The sequence below is a fragment of the Chitinophaga sp. 180180018-3 genome, from assembly GCF_037893185.1.
Taxonomy (GTDB): domain Bacteria; phylum Bacteroidota; class Bacteroidia; order Chitinophagales; family Chitinophagaceae; genus Chitinophaga.
The window spans coordinates 1,061,644-1,082,896 of sequence record NZ_CP140772.1; the positions used below are offsets into that span (position 1 = coordinate 1,061,644).

At 45.1% G+C, this 21,253-nt stretch carries 18 protein-coding genes; 13 read left to right on the plus strand and 5 right to left on the minus strand.

What is annotated here, in order from left to right; all coding sequences use genetic code 11:
* The first annotated feature begins 21 nt into the window (after positions 1-21).
* The 5 genes from UNH61_RS04340 (at position 22) to UNH61_RS04360 (ending at position 3,708) form a co-directional block, all read left to right on the plus strand.
* The gene (locus tag UNH61_RS04340) at positions 22-897 is read left to right on the plus strand and encodes a hypothetical protein (protein WP_326990893.1); all 876 of its coding nucleotides are present in this window, start codon (positions 22-24) and stop codon (positions 895-897) included.
* Between the two features lie 383 nt (positions 898-1,280).
* A complete protein-coding gene (locus tag UNH61_RS04345) occupies positions 1,281-1,817 on the plus strand; it encodes a hypothetical protein (RefSeq protein ID WP_326990894.1) in 537 nt (178 codons plus the stop codon).
* Between the two features lie 74 nt (positions 1,818-1,891).
* On the plus strand, positions 1,892-2,179 hold the full coding sequence (locus tag UNH61_RS04350) for a hypothetical protein (RefSeq protein ID WP_326990895.1): 288 nt from the start codon (positions 1,892-1,894) through the stop codon (positions 2,177-2,179).
* A gap of 221 nt (positions 2,180-2,400) precedes the next feature.
* Entirely contained in the window at positions 2,401-2,799 is a 399-nt protein-coding gene (locus UNH61_RS04355) for a hypothetical protein (protein ID WP_326990896.1), read from the plus strand.
* 30 nt (positions 2,800-2,829) lie between these two features.
* Positions 2,830-3,708, plus strand: coding sequence for a hypothetical protein (locus UNH61_RS04360; protein ID WP_326990897.1), 879 nt, complete (start codon positions 2,830-2,832; stop codon positions 3,706-3,708).
* Between the two features lie 60 nt (positions 3,709-3,768).
* Here the strand turns inward: UNH61_RS04360 and UNH61_RS04365 are convergent, their stop codons facing one another.
* From UNH61_RS04365 to UNH61_RS04375, 3 genes are read right to left on the minus strand one after another with little or no spacing between them, the layout of a single operon-like run.
* A complete protein-coding gene (locus tag UNH61_RS04365) occupies positions 3,769-5,337 on the minus strand; it encodes a T9SS type A sorting domain-containing protein (RefSeq protein ID WP_326990898.1) in 1,569 nt (522 codons plus the stop codon).
* Between the two features lie 38 nt (positions 5,338-5,375).
* Positions 5,376-6,824, minus strand: a complete 1,449-nt coding sequence (locus tag UNH61_RS04370; protein WP_326990899.1) for a hypothetical protein — start codon at positions 6,822-6,824, stop codon at positions 5,376-5,378.
* A 41-nt stretch (positions 6,825-6,865) separates the two neighbouring features.
* Entirely contained in the window at positions 6,866-8,425 is a 1,560-nt protein-coding gene (locus UNH61_RS04375; RefSeq protein ID WP_326990900.1) for a hypothetical protein, read from the minus strand.
* A gap of 820 nt (positions 8,426-9,245) precedes the next feature.
* Here UNH61_RS04375 and UNH61_RS04380 point away from each other — a divergent pair.
* The 5 genes from UNH61_RS04380 (at position 9,246) to UNH61_RS04400 (ending at position 16,883) form a co-directional block, all read left to right on the plus strand.
* Entirely contained in the window at positions 9,246-9,842 is a 597-nt protein-coding gene (locus UNH61_RS04380) for a TetR/AcrR family transcriptional regulator (RefSeq protein ID WP_326990901.1), read from the plus strand.
* An 88-nt stretch (positions 9,843-9,930) separates the two neighbouring features.
* The gene (locus tag UNH61_RS04385; RefSeq protein WP_326990902.1) at positions 9,931-11,112 is read left to right on the plus strand and encodes an efflux RND transporter periplasmic adaptor subunit; all 1,182 of its coding nucleotides are present in this window, start codon (positions 9,931-9,933) and stop codon (positions 11,110-11,112) included.
* An 80-nt stretch (positions 11,113-11,192) separates the two neighbouring features.
* A complete protein-coding gene (locus UNH61_RS04390; RefSeq protein ID WP_326990903.1) occupies positions 11,193-14,351 on the plus strand; it encodes an efflux RND transporter permease subunit in 3,159 nt (1,052 codons plus the stop codon).
* A 36-nt stretch (positions 14,352-14,387) separates the two neighbouring features.
* Positions 14,388-15,797: an efflux transporter outer membrane subunit gene (locus UNH61_RS04395; protein WP_326990904.1), complete on the plus strand. Its 1,410-nt coding sequence runs from the start codon at positions 14,388-14,390 to the stop codon at positions 15,795-15,797.
* A gap of 204 nt (positions 15,798-16,001) precedes the next feature.
* A complete protein-coding gene (locus tag UNH61_RS04400) occupies positions 16,002-16,883 on the plus strand; it encodes a helix-turn-helix domain-containing protein (protein WP_326990905.1) in 882 nt (293 codons plus the stop codon).
* 7 nt (positions 16,884-16,890) lie between these two features.
* Here the strand turns inward: UNH61_RS04400 and UNH61_RS04405 are convergent, their stop codons facing one another.
* Positions 16,891-17,847, minus strand: coding sequence for an NADP-dependent oxidoreductase (locus UNH61_RS04405; protein ID WP_326990906.1), 957 nt, complete (start codon positions 17,845-17,847; stop codon positions 16,891-16,893).
* Positions 17,848-17,945: 98 nt separating this feature from the next.
* On the opposite strand from UNH61_RS04405, the gene UNH61_RS04410 reads away from it, so the two are divergent.
* Positions 17,946-18,821, plus strand: coding sequence for an AraC family transcriptional regulator (locus tag UNH61_RS04410; protein WP_326990907.1), 876 nt, complete (start codon positions 17,946-17,948; stop codon positions 18,819-18,821).
* Here UNH61_RS04410 and UNH61_RS04415 read toward each other — a convergent pair.
* Positions 18,794-19,438: a hemolysin III family protein gene (locus UNH61_RS04415; protein ID WP_326990908.1), complete on the minus strand. Its 645-nt coding sequence runs from the start codon at positions 19,436-19,438 to the stop codon at positions 18,794-18,796. The two genes, UNH61_RS04410 and UNH61_RS04415, sit on opposite strands and share 28 nt — an antisense overlap.
* Positions 19,439-19,594: 156 nt before the next feature.
* On the opposite strand from UNH61_RS04415, the gene UNH61_RS04420 reads away from it, so the two are divergent.
* Entirely contained in the window at positions 19,595-20,185 is a 591-nt protein-coding gene (locus UNH61_RS04420; RefSeq protein ID WP_326990909.1) for an RNA polymerase sigma-70 factor, read from the plus strand.
* Positions 20,186-20,254: 69 nt separating this feature from the next.
* Positions 20,255-21,214, plus strand: a complete 960-nt coding sequence (locus UNH61_RS04425; protein WP_326990910.1) for a FecR family protein — start codon at positions 20,255-20,257, stop codon at positions 21,212-21,214.
* The last annotated feature ends 39 nt before the right edge of the window (positions 21,215-21,253 follow it).

Here is a 21,253-nt window from a genome sequence, read left to right on the forward strand (position 1 = left end):
CGTTTGGGCTGACGATGGAGGGTGATTGATCCGAAAGCTGATCTTTTTGAAATGCCTTCACCATATGTATTCTGCTATAATAATCCCATTATTTATAAGGATCCAGACGGCGAACTCGCAATACTAATTAATGGGTTGACTAGTTCTAATAGTGAACGAGCAAATGCCTCCTACTGGGGCAATCAAATTATTAATATAATCAAAAATTCAGGTATTCCGAATAGTTCAAATATTATGTTTGTAGATGGAAATCAATACCTACGAGGAACACCTCTCTCAAAGATGGATGACTGGCCCAGAGATGAAGCTCACAATATTTCTACAGCAGGAGTTACGCGCGGTAATATGACCGAAGGAAACTCTGCTCAGGCAAGGAATGATGCGGGCTATTTGCAGGCGAGGGCAGATTTTGCTCAAATATTGATGAAATTAGCAACTGATCCTGATACAAAAAAGATTGTGGAGAAAATACAGATATATACTCACAGCAGAGGGGCTGCTTTTGGGGCTGGGTATATTACAGGACTACTCTATGAAATATCAAAGCACGCGGACATGTTTGCTGACCCAAAAAACGTTATTGATTTGGTCTTTGATATGGCTCCAAATGAAGCTGGCAGGGATGGGGCTACTTTACCTGATGGATTGAATGCCTATTCAATCTCTCATGGAGAGGATCCTTTATCGAGCACTTGGCAGAGAGGGACGAAAGCAAATTTTCATTCATATGAAAGAGTTTCAGGGCTGTTGGGACAACATTCTATTAAATCTTTTGGAAGAGATCTGAAGGCGTTTGTTGATGCCTACAGTGACAGCAAAGGAAATTCACAAGCACTGATAAATACATTTATTCAAAACATGAGTAAATATGGTATTAAAGTAAATGTTATTCAATGAAACTTACAATATTACTAGGATTAAACTTTATTTTATTTTGGCTCATGATTTTTTCATTGGGCATAGTAGTTCTTTCCTTAGGTTATACTACAGCGGATTCCCCATCTTTAAGGGAGGAATTTATATTTCTTGCTTTTTTTTGCGGGCATATTTTGATGAATTTTTTAATACTTCATCTTTTGAAGGTAATGCAAGTAAAGTTTATTATCGCATCACTGATTGAGATTCTCTTACTTTATTTTGTAGCATATTTAATGTCATATACATGAGATTTTATAACGGGTTTAATAGTAATGTTGATGGCCATTATACGATAAGATGATAACAGAAATTGCATGGAGTTATTTTAACACACAGTTTTTCTTCAAAATACTGCTAGCAATATGAAGAAGATATTATTTTCCTGTTTATGGTTAACCATTCTTAGCTGTTCTCAGATGAGTAGAAGAACATCATACGATAATCTGGTATTTAAGCACTATCTTTTTTTTGAGAAAGACGCCCATGCACCCTTTACTGGTATAACAGAAAGCAAATTTGAAAATGGTAAAGTATCAAATGTTATTAGATTTAAGAATGGAATTCCAGATGGCGAATGGGCGGCCTACGGGTATCGCGGGGAAATTGTTCAAAGCGGTAAGTATACTCCAGTATATCCGGATACATCAACGTATGATTATGTCGGCAAAATTGAACGAATTAATATTTGTTTTTTTCAAGAAGGAGACTATAAGTACAACGATATCTTAGTTGTCGTCAATGGAGACGTCAGGGACAGTGAAAAAGACAATCTGAAGCAAAAAGTGATGAAGCAGCTGATTTTATACCAACCTAATTTACAAATTAGCGCTAATGATAGTTTGACATTTGTTAAGGATGTAATTTTAGAATACAATATAAATTTATTTCAAATCAGGTAATGTAATTATAAGTATCGGATACAAGTAAAAGCTATGCATTTAGCCCCAAAAGAAACAAGCTCCAATGTGATGATATGAGAAACGTTAAAGTATTTATATTTTTTCTTTTTTTTTTAGGATACGATGAAGTACCTGCGCAGAATGATGCTTTTACTACATGGGTTTTGCAAAAAGCTAACATAGGAAAAGAATTTTCTCATGAATGGAAGGATGGCAGCACTACAAAACTGACGTATCTTGGAACTCTTAAAACAAAAAAGGAAAAGGTTTTTAAAATAGTAAACTCAATCTCGGCGTATTCAAAGACACTCCCAGGGCGTCCAGTAAAATCCTGGTGTATAATAAAGACGATAAATATCTAGGATGTTATCATGTTGTGATTGTTTCGGATCTGCCAAAGAAGATAGAAAATAACCTGTTAATTTTTACCCCATATGAGGATTGTACGGAAATAACTAAGATTAGTTTTAAAGAAGGTATTCCGAAACAATTGTATGTCTTGTGCACATCAAAATTAGGAGATCTATTTTATTTTTCTGCTGAATAACACAGCTATAACTATTAATAATCTGAAAAACTGATTATGAAAAACAGAATACTGGTAGCGGGTTGTCTGCTCCTTTTATCCTTGAGTCCTGCCTGCAATATCGGCTGTGCCGGAAAAAAAATACCTTTAGGCCTTATTTATGCAAATAAGAACGATTCTATCAGAATTATTTTTGATGAAGAGCTTATTGTTGATAAAGTGATCGGAGAATACTATAATGGCCACTTTAGAAGCAAAAAAGATCGACTCGCTATACCATGTTTAAATAAAGATTCCGTACATGTAAAAGTGAAAATCAATGCCCGGGATACATCTTTTTACTTTCATCCAAAGGAAATAAAGGAACTATATATTGGGTGTAGCATAAAAGGCTACGTTAAAGTATATTATAACTACGAAAGAGGTGGACTTCGGGAATATGATCCAATGCGCTAAAGTGTTTCAAAATAAATCCGCGCAACAGCCATGAAAGTGTTGATAACAATAAGTTGTATAACTGCCCTATCGCTTGTAATGAATGCTGCAGTTCCAATAGGAATAACGGAAATAAATCTTTCCGGCAAATCCATGACGAAAACAGCAGCCACTAACATACAGGAAAGTAAATCATTCAAAAAGTTTATTAATGCTATTTTTCAAATAAAACCAACTTCCCTGAAATATGGACCAAAGATAGATAATCGTACGCCTAAGTATGACACCATACGACTTGTAAATGGCTCAAAGATTATAAGGAATCTTGCTCCGTTAAAGCAATTTTATTTCACTGTGAATGATAATAGCGGAAGTGTTTGGAACAATTGCTATAGTTTTCTTGGCATTGGTAAGAAGGTATTTAACAAAGACACACTAATGTGCTGGCAGCAATTCCAATTTTTACCAGACTACCAGATTATCTATAGACAATCATCATTTATAATGCTAAAAAGCGGCCCACATGAAAATTGCATTGGAGGAGCATGTAGAATTAATTTCTATCCGGTGATTGGAATCTCCCGCCGTGATACCAGCTTACACTATTTCATTAACAATGACGACCTCACCGGTATGAAGTATGCAGATCTTGATCATGACGGATTTCTGGATTTCTTATCCATACAAAGTGGAATTACCATCCAGGATATAAATGAGCTGGCTGTTCAAAACAAAAAACTTAAAGATCTTACCAATGCTGAAATGGGTACCTGGTACAAACTAACCTTATTTACCTTCAAAGAAGGAAAATGGGAATTGAAAAGAGACAAAAAAGGGCAGGCATACTACATCATCATAAAACTGGATAAAAGTCTGGATCCGGAAAGCAAGTTTAAAGTGATGGCCTCCAACTGGTTATCGACGCTATAGATAACCCACAAAACACAGGTCAGAACGATGGCTCCGCGCTACGCCTGACCTGTGCATCTATCATTCATGAAAAATTTCCACTTTACCCGTAACTACCTTCCGATCCCCATCTTCTATGTCATAGAACGTCAGTATATATAACCCCGCCGGCAAATCAGGTCTGGAAATAAACGTTTGCGGACTGCTCAGTATGCGATCATCCCGTTTATGCCCCAGCACATCATACATAACCATACGCAGTTTGTGATGTATCCCAATCAGGCTGATCGTGAAATTACCATTGTTAGGATTGGGACTTATAGTAACCTGGATCAGCCACGGTACCGCTTTTATTGCACTGTAATATATCTTGCCGTCACGGCCGAATATTTTCAGCCGGTAATAGGTCCAGTTGTCGTATAGGTCATCATCACGATAGTAATAGTCCAGCGCTCCGATGCTGGTGCCGCTCAGACTATGTGGCGCCACCCGTGCCACGGTATAGAAGCTGTCTTCGTTTTCACGCCGCCGCTGCAGTTCATAGTGATCAAGATTCAGCTCTTTGGTGGTACGCCAGTGTGTACCTACCCATTGAATGGTTTCGCGATATGCTTCAAAGAACAGATCAACGCCGGAGGTAATTTTGTTGAAGGCCGCTACCGACAGATAAGTGTTCACTTCCCGGTTGTCGTTAAACGTGCGACTATTCATATAGGTATTGGAAATCAGTGCGCCGGTAGTAAGTTTACCCGGATGCAGCAATCCGGATGGCGCCACGGTATCCCATCCCTGGCCGGTGCCATAACGGGTGATATAGCTACTGTCGCGGTTAATGGAAAATGCGGCGCCTTCGTCGTTTGCACTATGTTGTAGTAGTACGGTAACATTGTTCAGTACACCGGTGTCCTGTTTGATATGCCAGGTCTTCAGTACGTATCCGGATGCATCCATACTGCCGGAAAGAGCGTATTGATAAACGCTGTCAAATACCCTGGCTTGTATGGTTCTGGATACACTGCCGTTGTTTTTTAATGCCATAGGAGAATAGCTGCCGGTAGTGGTGCCTACAGGATATACCACCAGATCGTTGGCTGCGCTGATTTGTTCGCGGAACAGGAAACCGCCGCCAGATTGGCTGCCGGTCACGATAAAGGCTTTGTCTGAATAACCGGTAATGTTACCGGGATCGCCGTTTCCTACTACCAGGTTCCAGCCATTGAGCTGGAGGTGGCCGGTTTCAAAGTTAAGCTGATAGCGCACCTTCAGGTCACTTAAATCCTCGAGATAGATATCATTCCTGTTGCCTATGCTCAGGTTAGGGAAGCTGGCGCCAGCACCGCTGCTGGCGCTATAGCCTCCGTATATATGCTGTGCTCCCATGTTAATGCCCCGTGCCTGCAGAAAGCGGAAGGTACCCCCCATATTTTGCAGGCGACTGCTGCTGTATTCATTTTCATCCGGTAAAGCAGCTCCGTTGCTGTTTTCCCACTTGCTGCCATAAAAATTGATCACGCTTCCTTTCAGTGAACCAAATCGACCCTCATTTTTCACATCACTGAAAATCGCAACAGTGTCACTTGCATGTACGCTGATGTTACCCCCTGGAGGAACATACACCCCGTTTTGAGCACTACATAACTGCATACTCATTAAGAGCCAGGTTGCGATATGGAATATATGACTACGCATCAGGGATTGATAATGGTTACATCAAAAGTGATGGTGCCTAGTTTCTGTACGCCACCAACACCTCCACCGGTGTTGATAAAGTTGATGGTAATGGTATTGGCGGCACTTACAAAAGCATATGCGATGGCTACTCCCTGTGGCAGTGCTGCCCGGGGATTCACCATTACAGAAGCGTTCAGATTGGCTCCTGTTACCGGTGCTGTTTTGGTTAAGCTGGTAGTAGAAGTGATATTACTGGTGATATCTGTTAATGAAAAATTGCTTTTAACCATGTTGCTCACCACTGTACCACCGGCGCCCAGTTTGAAATTGCCGCCTACGTCCAGTTTAGCCGCCGGTGTGGTATTGGCGATGCCCACATTTCCTGTTCCATCTACGCGCATGGCCTCATTGGTAGTGGCGGTTCCGCCGGTAAAGAAAATCAGGTTTCTGCCGGAGGTGGCGTTGCCGATGATCATGTCTCTGCCGGCTGCATAGAGGTAGGCAACATTACCGCCGCCTACAATGGTGGTGTTGTTATTTCCGGCGGAGTTGATACCCATATCAATGAAGTTGGAAGCACTGTTGCCGTTGTTGGAATAGGCTACGAAATCGGATCTCGCACCCGGGCCGCCGTGATTGTTGATGATACTAACCTGAAGACTGTTATTAACCAAACCCACTCCGTGGATCACATTGGTGGTAGCTGCAGTGGTGCCGTCTACCAGCAACTGCTCCGGGTTGGTGGCGTTGAATGTGTTGGATCCAATACCCACGCTGCCGGTTTTGGTGATACGCATTTTTTCAGTGTTGTTGGTAATGATTGGCAAATCAAAATTAGTAGTAGTACCCATATTCTGTATGGATGCGACGCCGTTGCCGCCCAGCAACCAGCTTCCACCTGCAGCAGAACCTGATACAGAAATGGTACCGGTAACGTTGTTATAGGTAATTCCGCTACCCGCGTTCAATAGCGAACGTACTTTTACGTAGAAATTGGCAATATTGGTAGTATCTATTGTTGATAATTTATTGTTGAATGTAGTCCAGTCGGTGCTGCTCAAATATCCGTTTGTAGTGGCAGAGGCCTGGCTGATACCAATCACGCCGTTGCTGTAGGTGATAGGAGCCGTTCCGGAGAACAGGCTCCTTACCTTTACCCCAAAGTTTGCTATATCCGTGGTATCTATCGCAAACAGCGCTTTTTTCCAGGCGCCATTGCTACGCACTCTCAGACTGTTATCCCCTTTGTAAAAAAGGATAGTGCCGTCTTGTGCAGTCGTTAATGGCGCCAGGGTGGTATCTGTTATCCTGGTGAGCAATAAGCCCTGTCTTGTACTTTCCAGTTCCAGCAGGGATGCTTTATTGATGATACTGGGGTTATTGCCCAGTTTCAGCTGAGCCACTGAAAACAGTGGAAGCAACAATGCCAGTGCCACCGGAAGATGGAAATGAAATGTGCTTTTCATAGCAGCTAGTTGAATGATGAAGAAAGAAGTCGGGGAAACCGCTACTTCTTGATCACAAACCAATTTGTTCCATCTGTTTGCAGCGTTACAAAAGTCCAGTCGTTGTAAATGATGTAATTGGCAGACCCATCTATGGTGCCGCCACTGGCGGTGATGGTAAGCTGATTATCAATTCCTCCGGTGCCGATTTTCTTGATGGTATACATCCGGCCTGCAATGGTACCGGGCGCCGGTAAAGTGATAGTTAATGCTCCACTGGTGGCATCTGCCAGTATGGTGTTGTCGGCTGCGGTGGCGGTATAACTGCTGGTGACTTTTGTGAGATTGGTAGCAATGGATCCTACTACCTGGAAGCTGGAATTACCTTTCGTTCCTTCAGCAACGCCTACTGCCAGCGAATCACGGAAACTTTTGTAGCCGGCGAAAGTTTGACCGCTGACCAGATTTATCACGCCTCTTACGGTTGTAGAAGCGTCAGGAATGTTAATCACTGTTTGAGAAACAGAACTACTGTCGATGTTGATATCATTTGCTGCACCCGGACTCTTACCTGTGATAAGGGTTTTGAATGCGTTATTATCCAGCAGCTTTTTTACCAGAGTACCATCTGCTCGCCGGATGAGTACATTGTTGCTGTCTGCTGCCGCTGCTGCGCCGATTGTGCTCAGTATCACATTACCGTCGATAGTAGCGTTTTGCACGACATGTACATTATTCTGAAAAGTTTTGTTACCACCAAATGTCTGGTCAGCCGCTGAAACGGCACCCGGATTGGTAGCGTCAGCTGCATGCAGGGTAAGTGTTCCATTGTTGATGGTGATACCGTTAGCATCGGGGGTGGCAGAGAATAAGGTGTGTAGTATCTGGAAGCGCGCAGAAGAGTCGAACCGTAACCAGTCGCCGTAAGATAATAAACCGCGGGAAGTAGCGCCATTACCAGTCTGTGTGGGAATATTGAACGTATGCACGCCATTAGTGGAGCTGATCGTAAAATCTTTACCGGCAAGACTATCGGCAACAAATGTTTGTACCGAATCCCTTAGTCCGTTTAACGATACAATGGCGTTATTAAATGCAGATGCAGCCATTGTACGCTGCAATAAAATACCGGTGGCAGGATCTATCACCAGCACCTGCACCTGGTTGGTACCGGCAGGGATAGTACTTGCCGCCATTTTGATGTTACCATTGGCAGTTAAGCGCATTCTTTCTGCATTGCCTGTTTTGAATACCAATGCCTGCTGGTCGGTAGTTCCAATAAAATTTTTATTGGAGTCGAGCCCCGCATTACCTGCTGTATTCCAGTTACCATTATTGGCCACACTATCTACCGACATTTTTTGCCATAAGCCATTCTTCCTGATAAACAGACTGGAAGAATCTGTAACATAAATGATCATACCGTCAGGAGCACCATTTAAAGGAGCAGTGGTAAGATTAGCACCCGGTATCCTCGGCAGTAAAAGACCCTGGCGAGTGCTTTCCAGTTCCAGTATGGAAGACTTGTTGATCTGACTAGGGTTGGAACCCACTTTTAATTGTGCGAAAGCGGTAGAGGAGCCTAGTAAGAGCAAAATCACCGTAAAAATTCTACGCTTCATAGCTTTGGTTTTGACTGAATTAATGAAAGGATAGGAATTGTGCCAATAGCCATAATCTGAGGTAATGAGTAGCCCTGTCATAGCATCACGTGGCTATAACTCATCAGATCGCCGATTTATTGATCATGCAACCATGCTGGAGAGAAAACTTATATGTAGTGCTGGAATATAGAGTAGTTGCTTATTTCCCGGGTACAATGAGGGCCTATAGTGTTGATGCCACTATCGCATCAATGTGTGACGGGTAATAGGTAAATACCAGTTGGATTTACGCGAATGGATAAGTTAGGGTTGTCGTTTATCCCTCAGGACACAATGCACCCGGTCCGGATATGATATCAATGTGTTCCCGGTTTAATAGGTAACGCAACGCGCTATTTGGAGGTGATTCACAGTAGGTAGGTTAAGATATTCGGTCGCTCCATATAATGACGTCAGCAAACGTAAAATGGAGATGTCTGTTGCTATGTCAATTTAAAGATAACACAGGGTTTTTAAGTAGAGAAATCATTTTGGTCAAGCTTGAAAAAAACACAGGGAAAGTTCATATTTGGTGGTTAAACGCTTATGTGTTTTTCAATGCCAGCGCGATGAAGCGTAAGTTTTACGTTATTGGATGCTGCTTTGCGCCAGTGTAATATTTCCCGCGAAGGTCATGTCCCCACTTTCTCTCCTCAAACCCATATCCACCCACCTCCGTAATTCCGTATCAGTCTTTCCCACTTTTGTATAAATATCCTTCTCCCTCCTCATCCTAGTTTTGCACTGTTAAACATTGGCTTAATTGCTAACAGTGTTCTAAAAAATAAGGGTATTAGTTATGGGAGTTGCAGAACGCAGGCTGAGGCAGAAAGCAGCAGTCAGAAAGGGAATCCTGGATGCTGCCAGGCAGCTGGTAAAAACAGAAGGCTGGGAAGCCTTGTCTATCAGAAAGATAGCAGATGCCATTGAATATAGCGTCCCCGTCGTATATGAGCACTTCGAAAACAAGGAAGCCATCCTGTTTGAACTTTCACTTTGCGGCTTCAAGCTACAGAAAAAGAAACTCGATGCGGCCATTAACAGCCGGCATACCCCTGAGGTGCAACTAAGGGAGCTGGTGTATGCTTACTGGGGCTTTGCCTTCGGAAACCGGCAATATTACAAACTGATGTACGGATTAGGTATGCCCTGTTCCGGCACCGGGAAATTAAAGCCCGAAGTGAACGCCTTCTGTGAACTGGCCTGTACCATTGTCAGACGGATGGAGCACAAACGAAATGCAGATCAACAGGAACTGGACGTGAAAATACGTTCTCTGTGGAGCTTCTTACATGGCCTTATTTCTATTATGCTGATGCGCACGTCTGATATCGATGGTAATATGAATGAGAATGTTATGAGAGAAAGTACGGAAGGGTTTCTGAGATATCTCTGATTTTTTCTGCAAAAAGACCTAATGGTGTTAGGTTTTATTATACAGTTAACAAGTTCATCAATTCTAAAAATTTCTAAACCAAAATAAAATGAAACGTACTTATCTGCCTGGCATTTTCGCCGGCTTACTGATATCAACAGTTACTATCCTGTATGGATGCGGCACTGCTTCGAGTGCCCGTAATGCTCCGCCACCGCCCGCTTTGCCAGTGATCGTTGCCGCCGCTTTGCCTGCTACTACCTATCAGAGTTTTACTGCTTCTGTTCAGGGAAAACGGGATATTGAAATAAGACCACAGGTAGATGGCTACCTGACTGATATCGTAGTGGATGAAGGCGCTTATGTTCATAAGGGACAGGTGTTGTTCCATATCGACAAAAAGCCTTTCATTGAATCGCTGAACAATGCCAATGCTACTTTGCTTTCCGCGAAAGCTGCATTGGAAAATGCTCAGATCAATGTCGATAAGCTGAAACCGCTGATCGAAAACAACGTGATTTCTGAAGTACAACTGAAATCCGCACAGGCGGCCTATAACGCAGCCAGAGGAAATGTGGCTCAGGCCCAGGCCGCTGTTGAATCTGCGCGTATTAATCTCGGGTATACCACTATTACCGCTCCCAACGATGGCTATATAGGTGGTATTCCGTACAGAACCGGAAGCCTGGTAACAAAAGGAATGGCAGGCGCTCTCACTACACTGTCAGAAACCCAGGATATGCACGTGTATTTTTCACTGAGTGAAACTGATTTCCTGGAGTTCAAGGAAAAGTATCCGGGTAATTCCATCACCGAAAAAGTAAAAGCTATACCTCCGGTTCAACTGGTATTGGCTGATGGCAGCATTTACCCGCAAACCGGAAAAGTAGAGCTGGTAAAAGGGCAGTTCGATAAAGCTGTTGGGGCTATCAATTTCCGGGCAACTTTTCCAAATGCACAGGGTATACTCAGAAGCGGTAACACCGGTAAAATAAGGATACCAACTGTGCACGCATCTGCACTGGTTGTACCCCAGGAGGCCACCTTCGAACTACAGGATAAAATATTTGTATACACCGTGGCAGACAGTAACAAAATAGTGACTAAACCACTGGTTGTTTCCGGAAGAACACCTAATTACTATTTCGTTTCTGATGGTGTGAAGCAGGGCGAGAAAATTGTGCTGTCTTCCCAATCTACCCTGTTCATGGGAGGACTGAAGGATGGTATGGTGATCCAGCCACAGATGATTTCTACCGACAGCCTGTTGAAAACCAAGCCCCTCCTTTAAAAAAGGAAGGAGGTTTTGCCTGGTGATTATATGCCACCACCAGGAGAATAATATTCGTTAGAATACCATAATCACATTTTATGTTAAGAAGATTTATCGAACGGCCGGTATTATCAACGGTTGTTTCTGTGATATTGCTGCTACTGGGAGGAATCTCCCTGTCGTCGCTGCCGGTTACCCTGTTTCCGCCTATTGCGCCCCCGAGCGTGCAGGTAACAGCTGCTTACCCCGGTGCTAATGCCGAGGTAGTGGCACGCGCTGTGGCCAATCCCATAGAGGAGGCCGTGAATGGGGTGGAAAATATGAGTTATATGACTTCCAACTCCAACAGCGATGGTAGTTATATCCTGACCGTCTACTTTAAACAGGGAACTGATCCGGATATTGATGCGGTGAACGTACAGAACCGCGTGTCCAAAGCCAACAGCCAGCTTCCCCAGGAAGTAATACAGGCGGGTATTTCCACGCAGAAAGTACAGAACAGCTTCCTGATGTTTGCAGCCTTGTATGCGGAAGACAGTACCAAGTACAACGAATTGTTCCTGGAAAACTACCTGAAAATAAATGTCATTCCTCAATTACAACGTATCCCGGGAATTGCGCAGGCACAGCTGATCAGTAACAAGGACTATTCCATGCGTATCTGGCTGAAACCCGACCGGCTTGCGGCCAATAACCTTGGGCCCCAGGACGTGCTGAACGCCATCAAAGGACAGAATATAGAAGCCGCCCCGGGCCGCCTGGGACAGGGAAGTAAGGAGTCGTTTGAATACGTGATCAAATACAAGGGCAAGCTGAATCAGAGTGAAGAATATGAAAATATGGTCATCAAGGCCAATAACGATGGCTCGGTACTGCGTCTGAAAGATGTAGCCCGCGTGGAATTGGGCGCCTATACATATACTTCTCTCAATAAACTCAATGGCAAACCTACCGCCGGATTTGGGGTTACCCAGACTCCGGAGTCCAATGCCAACGAAATTCTTACTGAGCTGGAACGTCAGCTGGACGAGTTTTCGCAAGGACTGCCTGCAGGCATGAAGCTGAAAATAGTTTACAACTCAAAGAACTTCCTCGACGCCTCCATTGCCCAGGTAAAGGAAACCCTCATCATTGCGTTCATACTGGTGGCTTTCGTGGTATTCATTTTCCTGCAGGATCTCCGTTCTACGTTGATTCCGGTAATAGCCGTTCCCGTAGCCATTATTGGTACCTTTTTCTTCCTCCAGATATTGGGCTTCAGCATTAACCTGCTGACCCTGTTTGCCCTGGTATTGGCCATTGGTATTGTGGTGGATGATGCTATTGTGGTAGTGGAAGCCGTGCACTCGAAAATGGAGCGGGAACACCTGCCGGCCAGGGAAGCTACTATTCATGCCATGAGTGAAATATCGGGTGCTATTATTTCTATCACCCTGGTAATGGCGGCTGTATTTATACCGGTGAGCTTTATGAAAGGCCCTGCCGGTGTGTTCTACAAGCAATTTTCATTTACACTGGCCATTGCTATTATTATTTCCGCTGTCAACGCGTTAACGCTGAGCCCGGCCCTCACTGCGCTTTTTCTGAAAAATCCGCATACAGAAGGGGAAAAGAAAAAGGGATTCGGTGAGCGCTTCTTTGCTGCGTTTAATGCCGGATTTAATGCGATGACTAACCGGTATATCCGCAGCCTGAAGTTCCTGATCGCCAACAGATGGGTGGCCATAGCCGGACTGGTAATCGTGGCCATAGCCAGCTTTGTACTGGTACAAACAACGCCCACCGGGTTTATTCCGGATGAAGATCAGGGCTTTGTTATCGCTGTTACGCAAACGCCGGGAGGTAGCTCCCTGAACAGAACTATTGCCGCTACCGACAAAATAGCAAAGGTGGTAGAAGGTGATGGCTCTGCGGATTTAATATGGAATGCCAATGGGATGAACTTCGTAACGAATGCATTTGCTTCACCTAATGCGGCTGTTTTTATCAGGTTGAAAGATCGGAAAGACAGAGGACTGGTAAAAGATCCGGAAGCTATCGCCGGCCGGCTTACTGGTAAAACAGGCCAGGTGAATGATGCCTTCACCGCGTTTGTGAATTTCCCCACCATACAGGGGTTCGGTAACGTGAGCGGGGTGGAAGTAACCATGCAGGACCGGAGCAACGGCCGGCTCGATCAACTGGCCATGAACGCCTGGGGCTTCATTGGCGCATTGAGCCAGAGTAAAGCAGTAGCCGCCGCATTCACCACCTTCAATACCAATAATCCACAGTACAACATCGAGGTAGATAATATAAAAGCAGAGCAGCTGGGCATATCCTCCGCCGATCTGATGAATACCCTGCAAATCTATTATGGCAGTAGCTTTGTGTCCGACTTTAACAGGTTCGGTAAATACTACCGCGTGATGGCACAGGCAGATATTCCCTACCGTCAGGACGTAAACTCTCTGGATGCCATTTATGTGAAAAACAACCAGGGCCAGATGGTACCTGCAAGTACGGTGGCGAAGTTTAACCGTGTATTCGGCCCTGAAACCGTTACCCGTAATAACTTATACAATGCGGTTCAAATACAGGTGATTCCCAAACCAGGATTCAGTACCGGCGATGTGATCAGAACAGTACAGGAAACTGCTAAAAAAGCACTGCCCAAAGGATATGCTTACGAGTTTACCGGCATCAGCCGGGAAGAAATTAAGGCCGGTAATCAGACCACTTTCATTTTCCTGTTAAGTGTACTGTTTGTTTATTTTCTGCTGGCCGCCCAGTATGAAAGCTATATCCTGCCACTCGCCGTTATCCTCACGGTTCCCACAGGTATACTGGGGGTGTTTGCCTTCATTGGTTTCGCAGGGTTGCAGAACAATATCTATGTACAGATCGGATTGATTATGCTGGTAGGGCTCCTGGCTAAAAATGCCATCCTGATTATTGAGTTTGCTGTGCAACGGCGGAGAGCCGGCCAGTCGCTCATACAATCCGCCCTGGAAGCTGCACAACTGAGGTTACGCCCCATACTCATGACTTCGTTTGCCTTTATAGTTGGTATGATGCCGCTGATATTCACGCAGGGAGCATCCGCTAAGGGAAACCATTCCATTGGATGGAGCACCATAGGAGGAATGCTGTCCGGAGTAGTATTGGGGATATTCATTATCCCGGTATTGTTCGTCATTTTCCAATACCTGCAGGAGAAAGTGTCTGCCAGAAAGGCTGCTGCCAATAGACAGCCTCAGGTGGAGCTGGCCCGGTAAACCAGGTTTTATAAACACACATGAATTTTGTTTAAGATGAATACAAAGAAATATACCGGTTACTTTACGCTGGTCTTGTCCGCACTTATTGTATTGGCGGCGTGTAAAGTAACCAAAGATTATAAACGGCCGGATCTGAACCTGCCGGAGCAGTACCGGGGTGCCACTTTCAGCGACACCTCTTCTGTAGCGGATATTGAATGGAAAACATTTTTTACTGAGCCCGCTTTACAGGCGCTGATACAAAAAGGTATCGAACATAACAGTGACCTGCTCACGGCTATAAAAAATATAGAAATATCCGATCAGCAACTGAAACAGGCCAAAGTATCGTGGACTCCCCAGGTGAATGCACAGGCGTCGGGCCAGTATAACAGGTTTTCGAAGAATACCTTCAATGGGTTGTTTTTGACGCAGAACCACCTTGAGGACTATCTTGCCCAAATAAATGTTACCTGGGAAGCAGGTATCTGGGGAAAAATAAAGCGGCAGAAAGAAGCGGCACTCGATCAATATCTTCAGACATATGAGGCTAAGGAAGCAGTACAAACGCAGGTAGTGTCGAATATAGCCAAGGGCTTTTATAACCTGCTCATGCTCGATAAACAACTGGGTATAGCCAAAACAAGTTTGTTGCTGAGCGATAGTACCCTGCGGTTTACCCGGCTGCTAAAGGATGCCGGCAATGCTTCGCAATTGTCCATCGATCAGACGCTGGCTCAACGGCAAAGTGTAGCCAACCTTATCCCGCAGATTGAACAGGGGATCCAGTTACAGGAAAATGCCCTGCAGTTGCTTACCGGTCAATATCCGGGAGAGATAGCCAGAAGCATTCAGCTTACTAACATCACCGTTCCGGCCAGTTTGCCTGTTGGGTTGCCTGCTTCCATCGTAAGCCGGAGGCCCGACGTGAAGTCCGCAGAATCCGCGGTAATGGCGGCCAATGCAGAGGTAGGGGTGGCTGCAGCCAACATGTATCCTCAACTCACCATCACCGCCGGTGGTGGTGTAGAGGCTATGAAATTCAGCAACTGGTTTACTATGCCGGGTTCCCTGTTCGGGATTGTTACAGGCGCCGTTGCACAGCCCATTTTTAACCGGCGGCAACTGAAAACCCGCTTTGAAGTGGCCAAACTGAAAAGAGAGCAATCGGTGATTGCATTTCGCCAGAGCGTGCTGGGAGCGGTTGGAGAAGTGGCGGATGCGCTGGTGCAGATAGATAAATTAAAACAACAGGAACAGGTCACCAATGTACAGGTAACTGCACTTCATGATGCTATCAGTCACTCGTTACTGATGTACAAAAGTGATATGGCTACCTACCTGGATGTTATTACAGCCCAGAGCAATGCCCTGCAGGCCGATCTGAGCCTGGCTACCATCCGCAGCAATACGCTGATAGCGGTGGTAGAGCTGTACCGGAGCGCTGGTGGCGGCTGGAAATAATTCAAATAATTTTGTTGATTTCAGTGTACGGGCGCCCCCTTTCCAGGGGGGCCTTTTTAAAGTTTAACCGCGGATGAAGTACCCGTTATTTTGTATCAGTTTTCAGTACTTTTGTATAAATACCAGGTCGGTATCCGGCCTAATTTTGCTTCGCTCTTAACCATACACCTGAAACGCTGAATTAATCTTCAAAAAAACCGGCAAATGAATATCGAAGAATTTACCGACAAGTTCAGTTGCGTAGCCCAGGAGCACCCCCTACTGACCGTCTGCAGATCTACTCCCAAAACAAAATGCAGTACAGACCAGCAATTTACCCTGAACTTTTATTCTATTATTCTCAATAAACATAAATCGGGTGTTTTCCAGTACGGCCGCACTAAATACGATGGCGATAATGGAAGCATGTACTTCATGAAGCCAGGGCAAACAATTATGGGCGAAAACCTGGAATGGGGAATGGATGGATTCAATTTATCGTTCAAAGAAGACTACCTGGTCGGACATCCGTTGCACTCAGAAATTAAAAAGTACCGGTACTTCGATTATGAAGTAAATGAAGCCCTTCACCTTTCTCCCGGTGAGGAACAAACGATGAAGGAGCTTTATACCAAGATTGAAACGGAATACTTCAATAACCAGGACGAATTTTCGAGGGAAATCATCCTTGGGCATATCGCTTCCATCCTGAGATATTCGCAACGATTTTATAAACGGCAATTCCTCCATCGCACTGAATTATCCGGGAAATTAATCAGCCGGTTTAATGAGCAGTTGCTAGCCTATTATGAAAGCGGACAGTTGTCGGAGTTTGGGCTGCCATCCGTAAAATATATGGCTAATCAACTGCACCTGTCGTCGCGTTATCTCAGCGATGTACTCAAGCAGGAAACCGGAAAAACAGCGATAGACCTGATACATACCTTTCTGATATCAGAAGCTAAAAACCTCCTGAAAGGAACAGGTCTTTCTGTTTCAGAAATAGCCTACAGCCTTGGATTTGAAAATCATCCCTACTTCTCACGACTGTTTAAGCGTGTATCAGGAGTAACTCCGAATGAATTCAAAAACCAACCGCTGAACTAACAGGCAACTAATTCACATTCACTACCACTTTTCCCCTTGTGCGTCCGGTTGCGACCTGCTCATGGGCTTTTCCCATTTCTTCAAACCGGTAAGCAGCTGATACATCAGACTTCAGTTCCTCCGCACCCAGCAGTGCGGCAAGGGATTCCATATCTTCGCCGTTAGAAGTCACAAGCATCCGCTGCAGATCTACGCGCTTATCTGCCGCAGCGCGTTTCAACTCCTCATCGGGGAAACTCCTCAAACTGATGAGGCAACCGCCTTCTTTCAGCGTTTTCAATGACCGCTCCAGGTGACCCGGCTCGGGAATGGCATCCACCACGATATCGGCATCGTGTACCAGTTCATCAAACGCCTGCTGATGATAATCGATATGTTCATCGGCGCCGTAACCAAGTACTGCATCCTTTTTAGCGGCAGAAGAGCTGCCAATAACATAGGCGCCAAAATGTTTGGCTATCTGAACAGCATAGTGGCCTACGCCGCCGGCTGCCGAGTGGATCAGTACTTTGTCGCCTTTCTTTATTTTCCCGTATGTAACCAGTGCCTGCCACGCGGTGAGCGCCGCCAGGGTAGCTGCTGCTGCTGATTCATGGCTGATATTGGCGGGTTTAAGCGCCAAGTGGTTTTCCGGCACTGCGGTGTATACTGCATAAGCTTTACCGTGCCCCGGGAAGTTAGCCATACCAAATACTTCGTCGCCTGCCTTGAATCGGGTAACGGCCTTACCGGTGGCTTCCACCACGCCGGAAAGGTCCCAGCCTAAAATGATGTCTTCCCCTGCTTTGGGCTGCACGATATTCTTCAGCGAATCTTCTACCTTCCTGACCTGCACATCCACCGGGTTAATGCTGAGCGATCTGTTGCGAACCAGTACTTCGTTGTCGGCGATAGCCGGAACGGGTACTTCCCTGATATCGAGATTTTCTATACCTCCTGCCTGTTTTAATACGATTGCTTTCATATGTTGTTGTATTTTTTGTGATCTGATGAGTCAAAATTCCAATAAATTTGTTGGGAGCTCTTGTACGAACAGGGGTACCTTTTGTAAAAATCAGGGTTATGGAAGTGTTGAATCTTTTTAAGCCATTTGATATACTGTATGAAGATATAGACCACTGCCCGATGGGACAACACCGGAATAGTTTTTTCGAGCTGGTATATATCCTGAGTGGAACGGGTACGTTCCATAATAATCAGCATATATTTGAGTACGGACCGGAGCACCTGTTTCTGCTGATGCCGCAGGATATGCACTACACAAAAGTTAAAACCAGAACTGCATTTGTATTCATCCGGTTCAATGGTATTTTCCTGGAACAGCAGCGAACAGCCAACGAGCGGGGCGGAATGGGCGATTGGGCCCGGAAGCTGGAATACATCTTCTTAAATAATCATCATTTCCCGGGCTGTATACTCTGTAACATGGACGATAAGCCGGTGGTAAATGCCCTGGTAAAAGCGCTGGTACGCGAATACGGTCAGGATCAGACGATGCGTAATGAAGTGATACAGCAGTTACTGAATACGATTATTACGATTGTGGCCCGTAATGTTGCCGAACTGCAACCTGCCAGAGGAGCAGCCGGCAATGAAACCGCTAATGAAATACTCAGCTATATTCATCAGCATATATACTCTCCCGGGCAACTCAGAATAGAAAAGCTGGCAGCCCGGTTCAACATCTCCCAACATTATATTAGTGAGTATGTGAAGAAACTAACGGGAGAAAGCATACAGCGGTATATTATCAACTACAAACTACGCCTGGTGGAAACCCGTTTGCAATACAGCAATATGCGGATGAGTGAAATAGTGGAGGAGCTTGGGTTTACAGACGAAAGTCACCTGAACCGCACGTTCCGGAAATATGCCGGCGTTAACCCTACTGAGTTCCGGAAAAAGAAGCATTACATGGCCAGCAACACTGCCACATAATGGCAGATGGCGGCTGCCAGTACCAGCAGGTGCCATACGGCATGGGTATACGTATATTTATCCCACATATAGAAAACCACGCCCAATGTATATAAGCCGCCGCCGGTGGCCAGCATAACGATGACGGACAATGGCAGGCTATCGAAGAACCTGCGGCCACCTACTACCATGATCCAGCCCATGGCCAGGTAAATAATCGTGGAGATGATATCATATTTCCCCGTGAACCAGGATTTGAATATTACGCCCACCAGCGTCAGCCCCCATAATATCGACAGCAGCGTGATACCAAAGGCATTATTCATATACACCAGCAGAAAGGGCGTGTAAGTGCCGGCAATCAGGAAGTAAATGCTGATATGATCGAAAATGAGGAAGAGCCGTTTTACCCTTGTCTCCTGCGATAAATGATAGACGGTGGAATTAGTAAATAATAAAAGAAAACAGAAACTGTAGATACAGGCGCCTACGATGCCCGGTGTATTGCCATGTGTGGCTGCAATACCTGCCAGCATGGGCAGGGCGCTGATGCCGAATATGATCCCCAGCCCGTGTATGAGCCCGTTTACTATCTCCTGTTTCCTGTTGTAGCCTGTCGCATTCGTAATAGTTACCATTCTGCTGCTTTTTCTACCGTAAAATTAAGACAATAATCTGCAGGTGCCGCATTACTTTAATCTATCATAGTATTATTAAATTCAAATGGGGATATTGGTTCTCACCGTAAATAAGTGTAAGTTAGGCCGCTATTTATTCTTCAAAGCGGTACACCCTTGGAAAATAAACAAATTAACGAAATCACTATCCGGGAAGCCCTGATGAAGGGCAGCAGGGAGGCGCTGGGCGAGCTGTTTCTCCTGTATTATCCCCGTTTGCTCGGATACGCCTGTAAGTACGTTACCAGGGAAACCGCGGAAGATATCATCCAGGATGTTTTTATTCAGCTTCAGCAAAAAGGCATTGCCGGCGATATCAGGCAAACCATGCAGGGATACTTGTTCAGAGCGGTGCATAACAGTTGTGTAGACCATTTACGCCATGAAATGGTACACCGGCGGTACGTAGATAAAACCCTCACCTCATTATCCCTCGACGAAGCAGCCTGGTATGACCCTGAAAACGGTAAACAGAGCCTGTTGTTTGCGGGAGACGACCATCAGGTATGGAATGCTATAGAACAACTTCCACCCAAATGCCGCGCTATCCTCCAGCTGCGTTATAAAGACGGGCTGAAGACCCGGGAAATATCCGGCATCATGGGGATATCCGCCCGTACTGTAGAAACACAGCTGTATAAAGCCATCCGTCTACTCCGTTCCAGTATCAGAAAAGTAAAATTGTTCGTCTGGTCGTTTGTCCTTTAGCAACACGCCCAAAAAATTTTTTTTGTCCACGTACGTAGATTTTATTCACTTATCCGTCTTTATTATATCATGGAAGAAAAAGACTTCGATTTTAATCTTATTGTCAGGTTTATAGAAGGGAATGCTGACGCTGCAGAACGCGTGCTGGTACAGGAATGGGTGAATAGTAACGAGCAGCATAAGCAGCTTTTTTTCCAGGTAAAAGATATTCTGGACTATGAATATATAAAAGGAATCAGCCCGGAGCAGACCGCCCGGCGCTGGCAGGCCGTGTCGGCAGCCTTACAGCCGGTACACGCAACGCGGAAAAAGGCATCGGTGTGGCCACGGATCGCAGCGGCAGCAGCCATATTGCTGGTAATTGGTGTGGCTGCCTGGTTTTTCAGGAGGTCGTCGCCTGCTACGCCGGTGGTATTGGTGAATAATGAAGCTGCTCCGCTACATGCCGTGCTGCCCGATAGCACGGGCGTATGGCTGCTGAAAGGCGCCACATTGAGCTATGAGAGAAGTAATGCAAGAAAGGTAGCATTGAAAGGGACTGCTTATTTTGAAGTAACCCGGAAAGCGGAAAATCCCTTCACAGTTGATCTGCAACAGATGAATATAGTGGTACTGGGCACTTCGTTTATCGTCAACAGCAGTCCGGCTATGGCTTCGGCAGCGGTAAGCGACGGAATGGTGAAAGCGGTATTGCCGGGAAAAGAATGGGTGTTGAAGCAGGATGAGGGCGTATTCTATGAAAATGGTACTGCCACCCGTCAAACTGTGCATAGCAGTTACTATCGCATGATGAAAGAAGGATTTTTTGATTTTAATAATACCTCTGTTACCGAAATCGCAGAGATTATAAAAGTCGTATATGGGTACCAGGTAGTGGTCAGGAACCCGGAAGTACTCGAACAAAACAGTATCAGTGGCCATGTGGCTATCAGTGATGAAGCCGGCCTGTATAAGGTGATCTCCATAATGATGCATGTAGATGTGATAAAGAATAATCAACAAATCGTTATACAACCAAAATTGAAATAATCAAATGCTGTGTAAATGGCATTGTTGAAAATGAGCTAA